We start from the raw sequence: 17,578 nt of genomic DNA, 5'->3' as shown, positions 1-17,578 counted from the left end.
ATACCATATCAAATCAATTAAGTGTAAATTTGGTAAGGCGCAAAGTACTTTATTCTAGCGCCTTACCTATAAATCCAACAAAACTACTAACCTCTATTTTCTCAGCTATTTTTTCGCTGGTTTTAGCGCTTTGACCACACCACCCGTAATTTTGTCACAAGTGCCTTGAGGTACATAAACCCACTCATGCGCAGAATTATCAGTTGTTGCTTGCCCTGCGCAATTATGGCTGCCGTTTAATGCGCCACAGTCATTTTTACCTGCTTTGGCTATACCCGCACATTTTTCCCAAGAGGTAGGTTGGTTTGGGACGGCATTAGCAGAAGTAGCGGTTAAAACACCTAATGCTAAAATACTAGAGATAGCTGCACTGGCAATTTTTTTGTTGTCCATAGTGATATCCTTAAAGTGTAATTAATTGTTGTGTACAAAAATAAGACAGAGAATAAGAATAATAAATTTCAAAAAACATCTTTTTTTGTTGGTCGCTGCAAGCTTAATAAATACAAAAGCCAGTAAGTTATTTTGCTAACTTACTGGCTTTTATGGTTAAGATATTTAATCTGTTACTTCAAGACTGCACCCTAATAATTATTTTTTCACTTTCACTGTCGGTAATAAACGATAACCTTCTTTACTCACTTTATCGGATGGCATGTAATGGCAAATACCCAAGTTAAACAGCTAAGTATCATTTGCAATGGCAATGTTATTTGGTGCATCGTCATAAATAAAAGGGTAGCGTACACATTATGTAAACCACCCTTTTATGATTATCGCTATTGAAGCTGTTATTTACTGACTAGCACCTGCGAAAGGGCTCCAACTCGCATCTACTTCGATTATATTATTTTTAGCGGTATAGCCTTTATATAAAGTAATCATAGCGGCTAATTTTTCAGGATGTTTAACATCGAGCGGCTTAGACTCTGACGGATCAGCAACCACATTATATAAATGCCATTTACCATCACCGAACATACCCGTTCTTACCTTCATCGCTTTAAATTCACCTTGCATAACATAACCATTACCAAAGAGTTCAAATGCCCACCAATCTTTCTCGGTTCTCACAACGTCAGACTGTCCATCTAAGAAAGGTTTAATGCTGATACCACTAGGTGGTATTACCTTTTTATTTTTGTATTGGGTCATAGGGTGTTTAACGTTGGCATATTCCAAAATGGTCATAGGAACATCTTTAACATATACAACTGCATTTGATTTTTCACCGGCTCGAGCGTAATCAGTACTGAAACCACCAGGAGGAACAATCATTAATGGCACGCGTGTGCCACCTTCGCCAATAAACCACTTCCACCACTGCAAACCACCTGTGGCAGCATTTGCCCAAGAGGTTCCAATAACATTTTCAGAGTTAGCTGTACCAATCGCTTCGAAAGACGAATCAAACTGAGTTTCAACCCATTTTGCCATCTCTGGATTTCCGGTTTTTGGATTGGTCGGCTCAAAACCTTCAGGACCATTATCTGTCATGTATACGACTAGCGTATTGTCTAACTGACCTGACTCTTTTAAATACGCTAAAATTTGACCTATTCTATTATCTTGATCTTCAATCATAGCGGCATAAGTGGCCATTATTTTGGCTTGTTTTTCTTTGTTTTCTTGTGAAAGACTTTCCCATTTAACGGTAAGGTTATTAAAAGGAGCTTCAGTCGCTTCGTGTGAAATCAAACCTTGGGCTTTAAGACTTTCATATCGAGCTTTTTTTAATCCTGCATAACCTAGTGCTAGGTATTTAGGATAATACTTCATGATTAAGTCTGCTGGGGCTTGTACAGGAAAATGAGCGGTAGTGAAGGCCATGTAAGCAAACCATGGTTTATCTTTTTTAGCGCCATCTTTGATAAACTCTAACATTTGATTAGTGTATATCTCGCCAGAATAAACGCCTTCAGGGCGATCATATTCTTCGCCATTCAAGGTCCAATCTTCTTTTCTTTTAACATTCAGGCCATTTGGATCTTTAAAGTCAGGCGTCATTGCTAAGTCATTCCAATGATTAGAACCACCCGATAAAATACCAAACTCTTTAGTGAAACCCCATTCTAGAGGACCTTTACCATTACCTTCTTCGCCACCTAAGTGCCATTTACCTGATTTATAGACTTCATAACCATCATCGTTTAATAATTCCGAAATAGTCACTGCATTTTTGGTGAGATAACCTTGATAACCTTCTTTACCTCTTGTCGGCGGATAAATAGAGTAATCAAAGGATCCTAAACCGACTTCAATATTATCGTTACCAGTAAGAAGCATTGAACGTGTTACCGAGCAAACCGGCGATACATGAAAGTTAGTAAAGCGAATACCCGCATTAGCAATTTTATTCATATTGGGCGTGTGAACTTCTGAGCCATAGGCGCCAATATCGCCAAAGGCCGTATCATCTGCCACCAAAAGCAGAATATTGGGTTTCTTAGCCACGGTTTCAGCCACTGCTTTGGGCTGAACAGATTCTGACTGTTCCGCGCAACTGGTGAGTAATATGACCGTAGAAAGAATAGTTATTATTTTTTTCATAAATGTTTCCAGAGTGCCTAAATAAAGTTTTAAATTAATTTGTTCAATGGACTACATCGGTTTACTTCCTCAATAACTACTGACTTACTGCAACATAAATAAAGTTGTATTGAGGGTTAAAATCCATTTATAGTATCTTAGGCATTATATTAACGTTGTGGACACTTGAGTAGGCACTTTCCGAAAACGTGCTGTTTATATCGCCATTAATTTAATCGTGTAAATGAGGCTTATCGATAAAGGACGTTAATAAGCGATGAAACATCAAAATAATCTCTCCCAGAGCATTATCAATAGCAACATTAACAAAATCAGAGGTATATCAACATCTGACATTGATGAGCTTTCTCACTTTCAAATCAATAAAAATCGCAGATATACTCAATTGCACCCCGGAAAATTAAAAGGCGATTATGTAGAAGTTAACTTAGGTGGTGTACAAATTTTCCGAGAGAAGCTCTCCGCGGGAGTCTTAATTGAAGCAGCACCTGCTAGCAGTTTCCTGCCCTTTGCAACATTATTGTCAAACTCAGAAGGGTTTAATTTTTGTGGTAAATCGCAACAAAAAAACACCCTTCTTCAAGCGACAGGTGGTACTTGGGATTTAAACTTTAAAAACAATATACATGTTATTGCCGCCGTCTTTAGTAGGGAAAAATTTAGTCATGATATAGAGCGACTCACAGGCCAAGAAATCCCATCTAATTGGTTACTCAGTAAGGCTTCACTAACTGACCATCTCGCCTTAAATCATTATGGTCAAGGGTTGAATAACATTATTAATATAATCCAACAGAACCCTAAAATATTAGTAAAAGAGAATGCTATTCGCATGCTTGGCGACAGTATACTGAGGTTGCTATTTAATGCTCTGAGTAAAACTACACCACCTGTTGAAAAAAAATCCAGTCAATCAAATAGACTCGTAGGTGTACGTAGAGTAATTGACTATTTACACAACTATTCTGATCAAATTCCAACCATTCCCGAGTTGTGTCAAATAGCCAACTTAAGTGAAAGAACCCTCCAATACGGTTTTAAAGAATATTTAGGGGTAACACCTATTCGTTATTTAAGGTTAGTTCGGTTAAATGGCGTTAGGCGAGAGCTGCTAATTTCTGTCCCTAAAAAAGATAGAGTCGTAGATGTAGCACTTAACTGGGGGTTTATTGAATTAAGCCGCTTCGCTAGGGAATATCGTCAACTTTTTCAAGAGTTACCTTCAGAAACACTCAATAATATTCAACAAGTTTAATCAGATAAACTAAAAGATGACCTGTTATTTATTCGTGCTTAGTTGGCTTCGATACCATGCTGTAATTGCCAACATAATAGGCGTTTGAATGACAAAAAATACTGCCGCAAACAATAAATAATCACTATTTTGAAAAAGGTTAACTGCAATTAGCGCCGCTAATGCCAAATTTCTCACTGGAAACTCTATCACAACAGCCGCTTGATCACTTTGGCACAACTTCAATATCCGCCCTAGACAATAGGCAATAAAAATAGAAGTTAGCGTGAAAACTAATGCTAATAAAACTAAAGATGATAACTGCTCTGCAATTTTGTGCTGAAATTTAGCCAAAATAGTCATTAATAATAACAGTAAACCTATCCCACCAATTTTCTCAAAAGTCGGCATCATTTTTTGTATCAAAACTGGTTTCCAATACCTTAACGTCATGCCAAGTACAACGGGACAAAGCAGTAACAATACTAATTGCAGTGCTTGTTTCATCATCAAGTTTTCAAGCGCTAAATCAACCGTCAACAGTGCTGGAAATACAGTAACAACAACGACAGGTAAAATAAAGACAGCGACTAAGCCATTAAAAGCGGTGAGTGTAACCGATAACGCAACATTCGCTCTTGCCAAAAAGCTATAAATATTAGAAACAGCTCCTCCAGGGCAAAGAGACACTAAAAGCATTCCTCCTGCTACCAGAGCCGGTGGGTTCATTAGTTTTATTATGATCCAAGCACATAATGGCAGTAACAAAACTTGCCCTAATGTGAGGAGCAATATTTTTTTGTTTTGCGCCTTAACTTCATTAACATCACGCTTTTCAAGACTAGCGCCGATAATGAACATTAAAAAGAAAACTAACGCTGGGATGGCTAACTCAATCACTTCCATTTGAATTGATACCTAACAATATTAAGATTTTTATAATAGGGTCTGTTGATCTTTCGAGATTGTTTTTGCAGCTATTTGTTGGGTATTTATACAAGGCAGAGCCTTTGTCATGTGGTTGTTCAGGACAATATGCTCCTGCATTGTCTAATAAGCGACATCCATGTCGCGTCACATAAAAAGGCGATAACGCCGTACAAATGACCAACAAACGCTGTCCGATGGATTCGGCTAAAAGCGTCTTACTCATTGTTGAGTAGTATTTGCTTAGAGTGACTAGGCTACACACTACTCGCCGCGATTAAAACGCTTTACTCTCTTTAAAAAAGGCGAACAAAATTTAACCGTGAAAGATCAACAGCCCCTAGAGACTTAGAAAAGATAATACCCCTTTCACGCTCTGCCACCAAGAAGAAAGTTGCCGAAAAACCCACACTTTCACCCGTAATTATACAAACACTAAAAAACCTATAACGTGAGCGCGGGTAAGAAAAACAACTAATGATTATTTAATCTACAAGTCAGGACATATTTAAATTATTAATCTTCAAAATAACAATTAATTAAAATTTAAAACTCATTATTCAGTATTTATAAATAAAATACGCAAAATAAAACCGACGACTACATGAAATAATTATCTTATGCATATCATTGTTAATGACCAAATTTTTCAGTAAACATTAGCAACATAACTTGAGAGAAGTTCATGATTAATTTATCAAAAAACACTAAACAACCACTTAGCCTAATTTACCTCGATGCCAATGCGACCACTCAAGTTTTACCACAAGCGGCATCAGCAGCTTTATCAACGATGGAAACTCTTTTTGGCAATCCGAGTAGTAGCCATATTACTGGGCTGCAAGCCAAACAAATAGTCGACAAAACACGTCAACAAGCAAAAAGTATTATTGGCGCTGATGAAGGGAAAATCATCTTTACCAGTGGTGCCACTGAAGGTATCCAGACAGCAATATTATCAGCATTAGTCAATGCCAAAGCTACCCTTAATAAAACCAAAAGCTATAGCCTTTTGTATGGTGCAACTGAGCATAAAGCCGTACCCGAATCTCTAAAGCACTGGAACAAAATTCTGGAGATAAATGCTGAGATAAAAGCGATTCCTGTTGATGAAAAAGGTCAATTAGATATGGACTTCATCGCTAAAGAGGTACCTAACGCCTTGATGATTTGTACCATGGCGGTTAACAATGAAACTGGCGTTTATCAAGATATAAATTTTCTCGATCAAACAATACGAGCCAATAATCCCAACGTAGCCTGGATGGTAGATTGCGTGCAAGCTTTAGGTAAAACAGACTTAGCCTTAGCACTAACAAGTATTGACTATGCTGCTTTTAGTGGGCACAAACTTTATGCTCCTAAAGGTATCGGTTTTATGTACGTTAAAGAAAATGCACCATTTACCCCTATTATTGCAGGTGGAGGTCAAGAAAGTGGATTGCGTTCTGGCACCGAAAACTTGCCCGGTTTAGCGGCATTAAGTGAAATCTTTAGTATGTTGTTAGGTCAAAGTGAAGCTAGCTTTACCCCAGTAAAAACCTTGCACTTATATCGTCTGCAGTTAGTGTCGGCATTAACACAGGCATTTCCTGAGATCACTTTTAACCACAGCTTTGAAAACTCAGTAGCAACCACCCTTAATTTTGCTATCCCAGGGTTTAGCTCGAAAGAGATAATGGATTTATTCGACGCGGCCAATATACGCGTTAGCTCAGGCTCGGCTTGCAGCTCTAAAGTTACCCGTAGTTTCGTTTTAGATGCCATGGGACTTCCCGCTTGGCAAAGTGAGTCAGCCATTAGAATGTCATTTGGACCCGCGATGACCCAAACAGAAATTGACATTGCTTGTAACCGAATAGTTTCAGCAGCTCAAGCATTGGTGCAGAGCTGTTTGACTCTCGGTACAAAGAGTATTGACACACATACCATGAACACGAATAGCATCACCGATAAGACAGAGTTAGAAGGTCTTGTGCAATTTAAAGTAGGCGGCAGTTGTAGTTGGTTATATGTCGACAAAAAAACGCAATCGGCACTATTTATCGATCCCTTACCGGAAGTCAGTGAACGTCTACAAACATTATTGACTTGTCGCGGACTTGATTTAGTTGCCGTCATTGATACCCATGGTCATGCAGACCATGAGTCTTGTCGTAATAGTATCGCAAAAAAGCTTTTAGCCGAGCAACAATCTGACTCACTTGGCTGGCCAGCTGATGCGCAAACAACAAACATTCATGGCCAAAAATACCCATACATTATTTTGGGTGATAAGTGGTTAATAAAAATAGCTACACCTGGCCATACCGACGACAGCATCAGTTTGTTACTGTGCGATCCAATCACCCATTCAGCAGAAAAACTGCAGGTACACTATGCCTTTTGTGGTGATCTGATTTTGATGGACAGTATTGGTCGCAGCAATTTTTCAACCAGCAGTACGCCAGCAATGTATTCAAGTTTACAGTTAATGAATACACTCATCGGCAAAGACAGTCTGATTTGCCCAAGTCATGATTATCACAACGAATTTACTACCTGCCTTGAAACTGAAATGACAGGTAACTCGCTACTTCGCCAAGTTATGAATAGTGAAATAGATATTGAAGAGTTTTCTAGTAAAAAAATTAAAATGGATAAACATATAATCGAAGAGTCTGGTAATGAAATTATGTGTGGCGCGTTTACCAGTAATTTAGCCAGTGCTTGCCAAAAGGTTGTAGTACATGAATATGACAGCGCCAGCTTAACCAAAGCGGTACAAAAATCGAGTAACATGCAGTTAATTGATATCCGTGAACCACACGAATACGCACTACAACACGATGAAAAATTTACCAACAATGTTCCTTTGACTCGACTGGTGCAATTTGTAAAAGAGCAACAACAAGATAAAGAACAAGAATTCGTATTGGTTTGTCGCAGTGGAGGCCGCTCTCAATTAGCCGCTCAAGCACTAGGTCGGTTAGGTTTTGAAAATGTTGGTCATTTGAAAGGTGGTTACGCTTTACATCAGTACTAGTCACTCATTTAAGTATAAATTTTCTTAGTGACAGCCCAAGCAGTTTGAAACTTGGTGAGAAGTTATCACCTGTTAAACCTATGATAAATGATAGCGATAGAAACTAGTTTTCTATCGCTATCACGCACTTTACTTACTCATCCCCCTTCAGCCATATTCTGCAATAGTCGCAATCGCTGTTGCTCCTGCTTTGAAGACTGATAGGGTATATCACTTAAACTAGATACTTCGAAACCTTTAATTTCATATTTCTTAATCGCACTATTTCCGTATTTTTTGGGTTTACCTGGTGCCGGCGACATTAACTCGATTGAGAAGGTAGATAAATAAAATGGCGCTTGTTTCCCATGCAATACTGATTGGTGCGCTTTTAAGTTGATATGACTATTACCTTTATTGAGTTTTTCTTTACTGACTAAGTGTGCGATGGGTTGGTTGTTCGCATCAAATAAATTAGCACGTACCCGATAAAGCCCTTTTTTTCTGGTCGTCAAATTAGCTTGCATTACCATATCAGCATCCTGATTAAATACTGAATTGAATCCTTCTAAAGTTGCCACTGAATCAACATATTTCATCGCCAGTGCAATAGTAATATTCTTACCGTTAACACGGGCTTTGATCGTAGCTTGCAATTGCCTTGGCAGATTTTGTTTACCTTTTAATTGTGCATACCAATGACTTTCCTCCTGTTCAAACTTACTGCTTAGTAATACTCCTCCAGTGTTCAGGTCTATGAGCTGAAGTTCTGCATTATCAATATTGTTTCCTGTAAGCGTCGCTAACACTTGTTCTGGGTATGTATAACGATATTTTGATAGTGCTGCAGTGACTTGAGTTCCATCATCGTCAACGGGAATTGATTGCGGATTGAAGTGATTTGGTTTCAAGCGATCAAAATCATTATGAGTTAATGGTTGAGAGTATGATGGAAAGCTTAGTTCTGCGGCATACGCCTTAGCCACTAATGTTGCAGAGTCGTTAGACGTTATTTTTTTAGACGTTACCCCAAGCAAGTTATTAACTTGAGCAGTGTTAACTAGCCGTTTTTTTTCTGCTAGCAGTGGTGTTGTTATAAGCGAATTATTAACCGTTGTTTGCTGTTGCGGCATCGATGGCCAAAAAATCCAAACACTGACAACAACAATACTTATCGTCACTATTCGTTTTAAAATTTTGTATTTTTTCATAATTAATCAACTTTCCTGCTTTATGAGCTGTTAACCCTTTAAAATATTAATAATTAGGATTAACAGCTATTCATATATTATTAGTTAGGAATCGCGTCATAAATTAGCGTTGACATACTGTCTTCATTTGAATTTTCTACATAAAGATAATTACTTTTCCATAGCCACCAACCAGTAGTTTGAGTGTAAGTATCAAAATGCACGCCCTCACCAGATAATAAGTTTTCATGATTACTGGCCGCCGTTACTTTACCTTTGTGCTGTTGTTCAAGTACAGACAAGTGAGCATAGTCTTTACTCATAAGCATAGGATAATGATACGGCATAAAACCTGAAACCGCATTGCCTTGATTTGACACTTTACCGTTAAAATCGACTTGCGAACTACAACTACCGTAATGCCCTTGGCGGTTTCCACCACACGAGGAATGACTACCAACAACACCATCATCATGGCCTTGAATAAATGGACTTGTAACACCTAAGAAATCGCTGGCATCAGCAACAAAACGTAAACGAGGAATTCTCGCATCAGGTAATGGTGCAAGTTGTCTCGCATTATTAACTTTGAGGTCATGAAGTACGCCCATTTCATCACTAAGTTGGCCTCCCAAACAAGCCTCTAACGCAGCCTCAATAATAAAGGTCCAGCTTTCAGTCCCCTGAGCGACACTTACAGCTAAATCGGCAAGTTCACTACCACCGCCAGCACCCGCAATATCAAAAGTAGCAACGATATTAAGCGGTGCTAATCCAGCATTTTCTAACCACGTTTCTTGATTTTCGATAATATAGCGAGCCACTAAATCACCAGTAGAATGAGTGACAAATATACAGCCAGGTGAGCAGAAATCACTTTCTGAAAAAGCCTTCAATTTTGGCCAAATATAATCCGTTGCAATTTTCTCTTCAATTCGCTCATATGAGGGCCAATCAATACGGGCATCACTTAAGTTGTCCCAATAACCATTCCAGTAGTTTTGACCACTTTCGCTAACATCACCATCGGATATCAATTGTTGTGGCTGAAAGCCATGAATAAGTACTATTTTATATTCTTTGCTGTATGTATCCGCTGAGTAAAATGCCAAGCAGAGCGCTGCAATCGCCATTGTGTTTTTGATAATATTCATATATTCCCCAATTATTTTTTATAATTATTTTTATTCCGTCATATTTTTATTATTGTGATTTAACTGGTCTGACGTTGGACCAGTTAAATCACAATAGATTAGTGGTCGTTTTTTATCCAGACACTATTTATTTACAAGAAGAATAATGAAAATAAACAACGGTTATAGTCATCAATAAGAAAGGGGGGAGGATAATAATTCAAAGTTTTTTTTGATGAGAGGAATTAGAGTCTTAGTGTAGATTTGGTTTCTTGATTAACTAAATAAGCTAGGCAGGTTTGAGTGAGTAAATAGCATTTTCAGCCACTTACTCTAAAGAAAAAAGCCAGCATCGTTGCTGACTTTCTCTCAATTTTGATAAGTTAAGTAATAGAAGTATGATCTAAATAGAATACAAACAAGCTTTACAATAGGTGCTCATCTAAAAATCCAACAACCTGTTTCATGTAAGCTCTTTGATTTTCAGGGTTAAAAAAACCATGACCTTCTTTATCAACAACAAACCACTCATATGACTTCTTTTCCTTATCAAGCGCTGCTCTTAATCGCTCCGCATGCTCAAAGGGGGCTCGTTCATCTTTCTCGCCATGAGCCAATAAAATAGGCACTTGTATTTTTTCAACATAGTTAACTGGAGACATACCTTTTAACTGTTGTTCATCTGTTCCTAAAACGCGTTTCAGATAACTCATACCTGAACGTCTTTGCTGTACATCCCCTTCTTCAAACATTAACTCTAAATCATAAATGCCAGCATTGGCTATGGCGCATTTATAAACATCGGGATATAAGGTTGCACTTTGTATCGCCGAATAGGCACCAAAACTCCCTCCCATAATGCAAACATTATTATCAGCAGCTTTTTTATTTTTAACTAACCATTGGTAACCATCCAATATATCCTGTTGTACTCGACTTCCCCATGCTCTATAGCCTAATTTTTCATAATTAGCACCAAACCCACCTGAACCCCGGTAATTCACCTGTAAAACAGAATAACCATGAGCAACTAAATATTGAACTTGGGTAGAGAATTCCCAATAATCTCTCACACCATGAGGGCCGCCATGAACTAAAACAACGGTAGGTGCTAATTCATTTTTTTGTTTTGCTTTTGCTTGGGTAAAAAAGCCATTGAGCATCGAACCATCCAATGCTTCAAATTTAATAGGTTCAACTTGGGCAAAGTCAGCACTTTTAAATTCAGGTTTAAATTGAAAGAGCTTCTTTAAACTATTTGATTTTCTATCGAGTAAATACAAACTTCCAGGGTCAACATCAGATGAAACAAAAACAACATAAAGTTGTCCATCCTCGGTTTTACTGGTTACATTCACCGAACTATATGGAAACAGCTTTAACAGCTCTTTAAAAACTTTTGCTTCTTCAAGCTTTTTATTTAAAACTAAGTAGGCTGGATAGCCATCATCAACACGAACAGCATAAGCTAAACGGTTATCAGTGGTCATTTCAACATCGGTTATGTTTACTACTTTATCTGTGTAAATCGATTTATATTGGTAGTTTTCCAGATTCAACTTGAATATACCTTTGATGTCTTGTTGGTAATCATCAATGGTGTATAAATATTTTCCTGATGCATCTATAAACAGTGGCTGTACACTTGAACCAACAATATCTTGAGGGATGTGTTTCCATTTTCCATCTTGCCTAACATAAAGTTTAGTATCATTATTTCCATCAGTGCCAACCACAAACTTTACCTTGCCTTGACCATCCGTTAAAAATCGAGCAAAAGGCACAGGAGATTTAACGACTTTCCTTTTGATTACCCCAGTATAAACATTAAGTTTTAAGACAGTGGCGAATCTTTCTCCTGTTGTACTCATAGGTGTAGAGCTAATTAAAATATGTTTCTCATCTTCTGGCAGAATATCAACAATTTTACCCCAGCCAAAGGTTGATTCTTTCTTTTTAATAAAACTGCCTGTTTGTTTCTCACCAGCTCGATAGCCAAAAATCATCTTCCCTCTTGAGCCATCAATATTTACTGCAAATAATTCACCATAAGATTGGGGTTCTTCAAGCCACGGATCTCGCTTGGCAAGACTGATAACGACTCGTTCATTATTAACCCAGTAATACTGATCAATCTCTAATCGTCCAGCGAGCTTAGAGCCTGAAACAGCTTTTAGTGTTTTACTATCTAAAAAAACAAGAGTCGCCTCCCCTTGGCTAAATACTGACACCGCTAGATGTTTGCCATCAGGAGATATTTTGGCATTTTGATACTGTGCCCGCTCGAATATTCCATCCCAGTTTTTAGCGTATCCCGTCGCTGAAACTAAGATAAAACCAAGCAAAATTACCATTCTAAAAAATATAACCACACTTAAATCCTTTTATTTAAAATAGATAAACAATCAATTACACGTGTAAAAAATTAATAAACCTATACTTCCTATGTAAAAAACGATGTTAAAACTGATGTTAAAAATTGAGGTGAAACATACCAAAAACACAAAATATAGCGCGACTTAATCCACTATTGTTGAGTTTTCTTTAGTTGATTCGAGATGCTTAATAAAGCAATTCCATCAAATAAAAAGGTAATGCCAATAATAAGACCAATGATCCAAGCACTAGCAAAGGGCCAATTAGTCAGTACAATTACGCCTAACATGAAAGAAATCACACCACTTAACAGACTGAAAAATTTGGCTGATGCATTAAGTCCAAAAGAAACCACAACAGCACTAAAGCCGCTAATTAAAAAGTAAATCGCAATTAACACCCCTAAGACACCAAGAATAATAGCTGGATGAGTAAAAATAATAAGTGCTAAAGCCATTAAAATAAAGGGCTTAAACCATAAAGACATATCTTGTGTTTTATATTGCCAGGCATTAAAAGCCAGTGCGATTGCTGATATTAAGAATATACCACCGACATAAGTATTAAATGCCAAACCAATTAAATTAGGTACCAAAATCCCTAAGATGCCAATAATGATCATCACTATGCCAACCGCTTTGGTATTTTTTATAAAAGCGAGATTGATCCGCTGAGCTGATGTTTCACGAGTTACTTTTGGCATCACTTCTGGCTGATTTTCCGACGTATCTTCAGAGTGAGGAATGATATCTGTCATAGAGAATTATCCTTAAATTGACATAACAATCTTTGTTAAAATAATGTAACAGAAATACGGAGTAAACTGTATTCATTATTGCCCCCCTTTCCGAGTGACACTTCGAAACCTTCCTATTAAGACGATCAGTTTCAAAGTTAAGCCTTTTGGATGCATTGACTGAGTTTGCCCTTGATAACATTTATCTCAGGATGAACAAGTTGATAAACAATAATTGTTATTAAATTACTTCAACGTAAATAACCATGACTAGGCAAAGTGTATTTCAACAAACATCCTAAATTATTGATTTTTTAATTTCATATATTTTGTAAATAATTTTGGATAATCGTTATGAAAAAAATACATTTTGATTTTCATTCAGCAAGTACTCTCATCAATGTCATTGTTATCTGTTTTGCAATACTCATGGGAGGTTCTGTTATCGCTGAGGAATACAATACCAGCAGTATGAGCCTAAGCCTTGATAATGATGGTTTTCTAGGCTCTGATAGAGGATACACCAATGGTCTATTTTTAAAATTCAACTCAAGTAGTACTGTTGATATAGAAAATAATTCCCCGTGGCTGCTTAAAACTATTGGCAATTGGTTACCGTTACATCAACAGAGTAACAAAGGTTGGGGGATTACTGTTGGTCAACAAATATGGACTCCGACCGACTTAGAATCTCCCGTTGAAGGAGAAAACGATAGACCCTACACCGGATTTTTGTTTATTGAAGCGAATATTTTTGAATTTTCTGCGGATGCAGCTAATAAATACAGTTTGATGCTTGGGGCTGTTGGTCCTGATGCTTTTGGAGAGAATTCACAAAAGTCTGTTCATAGTTTAATAGGCTCACCAAAACCTATGGGCTGGGCTAGACAAATTGAAAATCAAACCGTCTTTAGCTTTTCTTATGAGGGCCAACGGTTGCTGACCAGATCACAAGGTTGGTTTGATAAAGACTACGATACGGGCTTATCAGGTAGAGTTAATGTGGGTAATTATCAAAGCGAAGTTGCACTGGGTAGCACCATCAGGTGGGGCACTTCTTTACATGAAAGTTTTGCTAGTGTTGGGGCTATGCCGGGTAAATACATTGACGTAAGTGTATTATCAAAAAGTCATTCCGGACAATTTTACTACCTTTCAATAGAGGGGAGATATAGATTTCAAGATATTACTATTGATGGCGCACGCCCTAAGCATTTATTTGATGTACATACTGAACATTGGCAAGCAACACTATCTACCGGTGCCGTTTATTATCAAGAGTCATGGGGATTAGCATTTAGTATTATTACCAGTTCTCCTGACTACAAAGAAGACCTACGTAAATACAACGCTACTGCGTCGCTTGAAATGTTTTGGCGTGCTTAACGTTTTAATAAATATATCTTATTATACCAATCAAAAGTCCTGCGGTTACTCGCAGGACAGCCTTGCAACGGAAAATATTTCTATTACGAGTTATTAGCACTTGATTGTTTGGAGAACTGATCTAAGACAAAGTCGATAAAACAACGTACTTTCTTGGCCACATATTTACGGTGTGGATAAATAGCAAAAAGACCAAACTCCAGCGTGGTGTATTCTGGTAATACTCTTAATAGCCTGCCATCAGCTAGTGCATCTTCAACAATAAAGTTAGGTGTCATCGCAATTCCACCATCAGCGATGGCTACTTCCCGAACAGCTTGCGGGCTATTTACCGCAACCCCAGACTGCACATTAATGGTTTCTGCTTGCCCCTTTGGCGAAATAAATGGCCATTGTTTACCAATCCTAAAATTACTGTCAATAATACAATGATGTTCCCCAAGCTGTTCAGGCGTTGTAGGTAAACCGTTTTCCTGAGCGTAGTTTGGTGATGCCGATAATACCAGAGGGAAGTTAGTTAAATGCCTGGCTATCATGTTGGAGTCATCAACACCGCCAATACGTAAACGCACATCAATTCCCTCTTCAAGCATGTCTATCGCACCATTGGTTAGCACTAACTCAATGGTTAAGTCAGGGTACAAGGCGATAAATTTTGGTAATAAGGGTGCTAACCTCATTTCACCAAAAGTTACTGGTGCGCTAATTCGTAACAAGCCACGTGGTGCTGTCTGCTCACCAGTTACGTTATCTACCATAGCGCTAAACTGCTCCAGTAATATAATTGCTTCCTCATAATAACGTCGGCCGGAATCAGTTAATGCTAATTGCCTAGTTGTGCGATTAAAAAGTCGAATGCCTAATTGGTTTTCCACTTCACCTACGTACTTACTTACTAACGCTTTTGAGATCCCTAGTCTGTCACTTGCCGCGGTAAATGAGTTTGTTTCAACGACTGCCACCACTGTTTTTAATCCATCTAACGTATCCATAAGCTACTCGCAGACCCCTCTTTCATTCAACGATGACTAAATTTCGGCTCAGCCATTACTCAGTATTCACTCAATTACTATTCATTCAGAACCTTATTATCAACACTACATTGACAATCATTCAACATCAACCCTGTTTATCAATGAAGCATTGAAATAGATAATAGCCTCATCAACAACAAAGCAGCATCACTGAAAAGTGTAAACGGAGGATTAAATGGAAAAGATAGAAATATATACCCGCCCTGGCTGTGGTTACTGTACTCACGCTAAACGGTTATTAAGCAATAAAGGGTTGGATTATGTTGAATATGATGTTTATGAAAATCCAAAGTACATAGAAGAGTTACAACAAAGAACAACGGGCAGAACCTACCCTCAAATATTTATCGAAGAGTTATCAGTGGGTGGTTTTACTGAATTACTAGAAAACAAACAGATCAACTTATTAGCAACAAACTTAAAAAAATAGCACTTATTAATTACTTACATAGGAAAAAACAATGAAAAATTTAACTAAGTTAATCGTAAAAAATAGAAAATTTAGCAATTATCTCATGGCAACTGCTAGCGTATTACTACTAGGTTTTAGCTCAATTAATCATGTTGAAGCAGCACAAACCTTACACAAAACGATTAAAGTACAAAACCAAGAAATTTTTTACCGTGAAGCAGGTGAAGAACACAAGAAAACTATTGTGTTATTACATGGCTTTCCAACGTCGTCACATATGTATCGTGATTTAATCCCTAAATTGTCAGAAACATATCACGTCATTGCTCCAGATTATCCCGGTTTTGGTAACAGCTCTATGCCTGCGCTTAGTGATTTTGAATACAGTTTTGATAACTTAGCTAAGATTACCGATGCCTTTTTAGCCAAAGTAGGCGCTGAAGAATATACCATGTATGTCATGGATTACGGCGCTCCAATCGGCTTTAGAATAGCCGCAGCTCATCCTGAGCGAGTCCAAGGTCTGATCATACAAAATGGCAATGCTTATGATGAAGGTTTACGTGACTTTTGGGACCCCATTAAAGCCTATTGGAAAGATAAAACACCTGAAAATGCCAAAGTACTTAAAGATAACCTGTTAACTATCGGTGCAACAGAGTGGCAATATACTAATGGTACTCGTAATAAAGAAACCATTAGCCCTGATAACTGGATAGTAGATCAGGCTAAATTAGACCGCCCAGGCAATAAAGAAATCCAATTAGAATTATTTTATTCTTACGGCACTAATCCAGCACTTTACCCAGAATGGCAAGATTACTTCAGAGAGCACCAACCGCCAACATTATTAATGTGGGGTAAAGGAGACTATATTTTCCCTGAGGAAGGCGCACACCCATACAAACGTGATTTAAAAAACTTAGACTTTAATATCTTAGACACAGGTCACTTTGCTTTAGAAGAAGACGGTGATGTTATTGCCAATCACATTCTTAAGTTCATGACAAAGAATAACTAGCAATACATAAATTTCCTTTGCGCTGCAATAATCCCATTTTATTTGTAGCGCTTTTTTAATGTTTTATTTAAAAATAGGGCTAATTAGACAAATGGTGGCAATGTCCAGACTCCTGGTTGCCTTTATCTCCTTATGAGCATTTATATTATGGCTTCACTCTTTAGCTTCTATTCGTGACTAAAACACTTATTTTTATGGTATTCATGTTCACGAAATTTATTCTCAAAATACTTACATTTACATTATTATCACCAAGGAAAAAATCATGACTTTATCAGTAGTACAGCCAAATGACATGGCACTTTATCATTATGACAGCTGTCCTTTTTGCGCTAAAACACGCCAAGCAATAAATGAACTTGAACTCAGTGTTGAACTTCGAAATATTCAAATAAATCATCAGCATCGTATTGAATTGCAACAAGGAGGTAATAAAACACAAGTACCTTGTTTACGTATCGGTCAATCAAATGGTCAAGCGCAATGGTTATATGAATCCGATGACATTATTAACTTTTTACGCAATAGAAAATAAGCTATTTCATTTTCATTAACCTCATAATTAAAGCAGGACT

The 17,578-nt window shown here is 37.6% G+C and carries 15 protein-coding genes; 6 read left to right on the top strand and 9 right to left on the bottom strand.

Going from position 1 to position 17,578, the window contains the following annotated elements:
• Nucleotides 1-105 precede the first annotated feature (105 nt).
• Nucleotides 106-393: a BufA1 family periplasmic bufferin-type metallophore gene (locus ESZ36_RS14225; RefSeq protein ID WP_146789117.1), complete on the bottom strand. Its 288-nt coding sequence runs from the start codon at nt 391-393 to the stop codon at nt 106-108.
• 402 nt (nt 394-795) lie between these two features.
• On the bottom strand, nt 796-2,550 hold the full coding sequence (locus ESZ36_RS14220) for an arylsulfatase (RefSeq protein ID WP_146789115.1): 1,755 nt from the start codon (nt 2,548-2,550) through the stop codon (nt 796-798).
• Nucleotides 2,551-2,806: 256 nt separating this feature from the next.
• Between ESZ36_RS14220 and ESZ36_RS14215 the strand changes: the two genes are divergently transcribed.
• Entirely contained in the window at nt 2,807-3,805 is a 999-nt protein-coding gene (locus tag ESZ36_RS14215) for a helix-turn-helix domain-containing protein (protein WP_146789113.1), read from the top strand.
• A 24-nt stretch (nt 3,806-3,829) separates the two neighbouring features.
• Here ESZ36_RS14215 and ESZ36_RS14210 read toward each other — a convergent pair whose 3' ends face one another.
• Both ESZ36_RS14210 and ESZ36_RS22935 read right to left on the bottom strand, forming a co-directional pair.
• Nucleotides 3,830-4,690, bottom strand: a complete 861-nt coding sequence (locus tag ESZ36_RS14210; protein WP_146789111.1) for a bile acid:sodium symporter family protein — start codon at nt 4,688-4,690, stop codon at nt 3,830-3,832.
• Nucleotides 4,677-4,976: a hypothetical protein gene (locus ESZ36_RS22935; protein WP_246129109.1), complete on the bottom strand. Its 300-nt coding sequence runs from the start codon at nt 4,974-4,976 to the stop codon at nt 4,677-4,679. Before ESZ36_RS22935 ends, ESZ36_RS14210 begins: the two co-directional genes overlap by 14 nt.
• 420 nt (nt 4,977-5,396) lie before the next feature.
• Between ESZ36_RS22935 and ESZ36_RS14205 the strand changes: the two genes are divergently transcribed.
• Nucleotides 5,397-7,736: an aminotransferase class V-fold PLP-dependent enzyme gene (locus ESZ36_RS14205; RefSeq protein WP_146789109.1), complete on the top strand. Its 2,340-nt coding sequence runs from the start codon at nt 5,397-5,399 to the stop codon at nt 7,734-7,736.
• A 137-nt stretch (nt 7,737-7,873) separates the two neighbouring features.
• Here ESZ36_RS14205 and ESZ36_RS14200 read toward each other — a convergent pair whose 3' ends face one another.
• The 4 genes from ESZ36_RS14200 to ESZ36_RS14185 all read right to left on the bottom strand — a co-directional run bounded on the left by ESZ36_RS14200 (nt 7,874) and on the right by ESZ36_RS14185 (nt 13,171).
• Nucleotides 7,874-8,926 carry a hypothetical protein gene (locus tag ESZ36_RS14200; RefSeq protein ID WP_146789107.1) on the bottom strand — a complete coding sequence of 351 codons (1,053 nt, stop codon included), beginning with the start codon at nt 8,924-8,926 and terminating at the stop codon, nt 7,874-7,876.
• An 80-nt stretch (nt 8,927-9,006) separates the two neighbouring features.
• Nucleotides 9,007-10,059: a hypothetical protein gene (locus ESZ36_RS14195; RefSeq protein ID WP_146789105.1), complete on the bottom strand. Its 1,053-nt coding sequence runs from the start codon at nt 10,057-10,059 to the stop codon at nt 9,007-9,009.
• Between the two features lie 404 nt (nt 10,060-10,463).
• Nucleotides 10,464-12,410 carry an alpha/beta hydrolase family protein gene (locus ESZ36_RS14190; RefSeq protein WP_146789103.1) on the bottom strand — a complete coding sequence of 649 codons (1,947 nt, stop codon included), beginning with the start codon at nt 12,408-12,410 and terminating at the stop codon, nt 10,464-10,466.
• 155 nt (nt 12,411-12,565) lie between these two features.
• Nucleotides 12,566-13,171 (bottom strand): HdeD family acid-resistance protein, encoded by a 606-nt coding sequence (locus tag ESZ36_RS14185; protein WP_246129108.1) that lies wholly within the window; start codon nt 13,169-13,171, stop codon nt 12,566-12,568.
• 333 nt (nt 13,172-13,504) lie between these two features.
• On the opposite strand from ESZ36_RS14185, the gene ESZ36_RS14180 reads away from it, so the two are divergent.
• On the top strand, nt 13,505-14,536 hold the full coding sequence (locus ESZ36_RS14180) for a lipid A deacylase LpxR family protein (RefSeq protein WP_246129107.1): 1,032 nt from the start codon (nt 13,505-13,507) through the stop codon (nt 14,534-14,536).
• Between the two features lie 83 nt (nt 14,537-14,619).
• Here ESZ36_RS14180 and ESZ36_RS14175 read toward each other — a convergent pair whose 3' ends face one another.
• A complete protein-coding gene (locus ESZ36_RS14175; protein WP_146789101.1) occupies nt 14,620-15,528 on the bottom strand; it encodes a LysR family transcriptional regulator in 909 nt (302 codons plus the stop codon).
• A gap of 217 nt (nt 15,529-15,745) precedes the next feature.
• On the opposite strand from ESZ36_RS14175, the gene ESZ36_RS14170 reads away from it, so the two are divergent.
• The 3 genes from ESZ36_RS14170 (at nt 15,746) to ESZ36_RS14160 (ending at nt 17,538) form a co-directional block, all read left to right on the top strand.
• Nucleotides 15,746-16,000, top strand: a complete 255-nt coding sequence (locus tag ESZ36_RS14170; protein ID WP_146789099.1) for a glutaredoxin family protein — start codon at nt 15,746-15,748, stop codon at nt 15,998-16,000.
• Between the two features lie 31 nt (nt 16,001-16,031).
• On the top strand, nt 16,032-17,003 hold the full coding sequence (locus tag ESZ36_RS14165; protein WP_146789097.1) for an alpha/beta fold hydrolase: 972 nt from the start codon (nt 16,032-16,034) through the stop codon (nt 17,001-17,003).
• Between the two features lie 265 nt (nt 17,004-17,268).
• On the top strand, nt 17,269-17,538 hold the full coding sequence (locus ESZ36_RS14160; RefSeq protein ID WP_146789095.1) for a glutathione S-transferase N-terminal domain-containing protein: 270 nt from the start codon (nt 17,269-17,271) through the stop codon (nt 17,536-17,538).
• Nucleotides 17,539-17,578: the final 40 nt, after the last annotated feature.

Origin of the sequence: Colwellia demingiae, from assembly GCF_007954275.1 — a bacterium.
Lineage (GTDB): Bacteria > Pseudomonadota > Gammaproteobacteria > Enterobacterales > Alteromonadaceae > Colwellia > Colwellia demingiae.
The sequence above is the reverse complement of the archived record's forward strand: the minus strand, read 5'-3'. Positions and strand labels throughout refer to the sequence as shown.

Bases quoted from the DNA above. Each gene is read 5' to 3' on its own strand.
- ESZ36_RS14225 (WP_146789117.1), bottom strand. From the start codon at position 393: ATGGACAACAAAAAAATTGCCAGTGCAGCTATCTCTAGTATTTTAGCA.
- ESZ36_RS14220 (WP_146789115.1), bottom strand. From the start codon at position 2,550: ATGAAAAAAATAATAACTATTCTTTCTACGGTCATATTACTCACCAGT.
- ESZ36_RS14215 (WP_146789113.1), top strand. From the start codon at position 2,807: ATGAAACATCAAAATAATCTCTCCCAGAGCATTATCAATAGCAACATT.
- ESZ36_RS14210 (WP_146789111.1), bottom strand. From the start codon at position 4,690: ATGGAAGTGATTGAGTTAGCCATCCCAGCGTTAGTTTTCTTTTTAATG.
- ESZ36_RS14205 (WP_146789109.1), top strand. From the start codon at position 5,397: ATGATTAATTTATCAAAAAACACTAAACAACCACTTAGCCTAATTTAC.
- ESZ36_RS14200 (WP_146789107.1), bottom strand. From the start codon at position 8,926: ATGAAAAAATACAAAATTTTAAAACGAATAGTGACGATAAGTATTGTT.
- ESZ36_RS14195 (WP_146789105.1), bottom strand. From the start codon at position 10,059: ATGAATATTATCAAAAACACAATGGCGATTGCAGCGCTCTGCTTGGCA.
- ESZ36_RS14185 (WP_246129108.1), bottom strand. From the start codon at position 13,171: ATGACAGATATCATTCCTCACTCTGAAGATACGTCGGAAAATCAGCCA.
- ESZ36_RS14180 (WP_246129107.1), top strand. From the start codon at position 13,505: ATGAAAAAAATACATTTTGATTTTCATTCAGCAAGTACTCTCATCAAT.
- ESZ36_RS14175 (WP_146789101.1), bottom strand. From the start codon at position 15,528: ATGGATACGTTAGATGGATTAAAAACAGTGGTGGCAGTCGTTGAAACA.
- ESZ36_RS14170 (WP_146789099.1), top strand. From the start codon at position 15,746: ATGGAAAAGATAGAAATATATACCCGCCCTGGCTGTGGTTACTGTACT.
- ESZ36_RS14165 (WP_146789097.1), top strand. From the start codon at position 16,032: ATGAAAAATTTAACTAAGTTAATCGTAAAAAATAGAAAATTTAGCAAT.
- ESZ36_RS14160 (WP_146789095.1), top strand. From the start codon at position 17,269: ATGACTTTATCAGTAGTACAGCCAAATGACATGGCACTTTATCATTAT.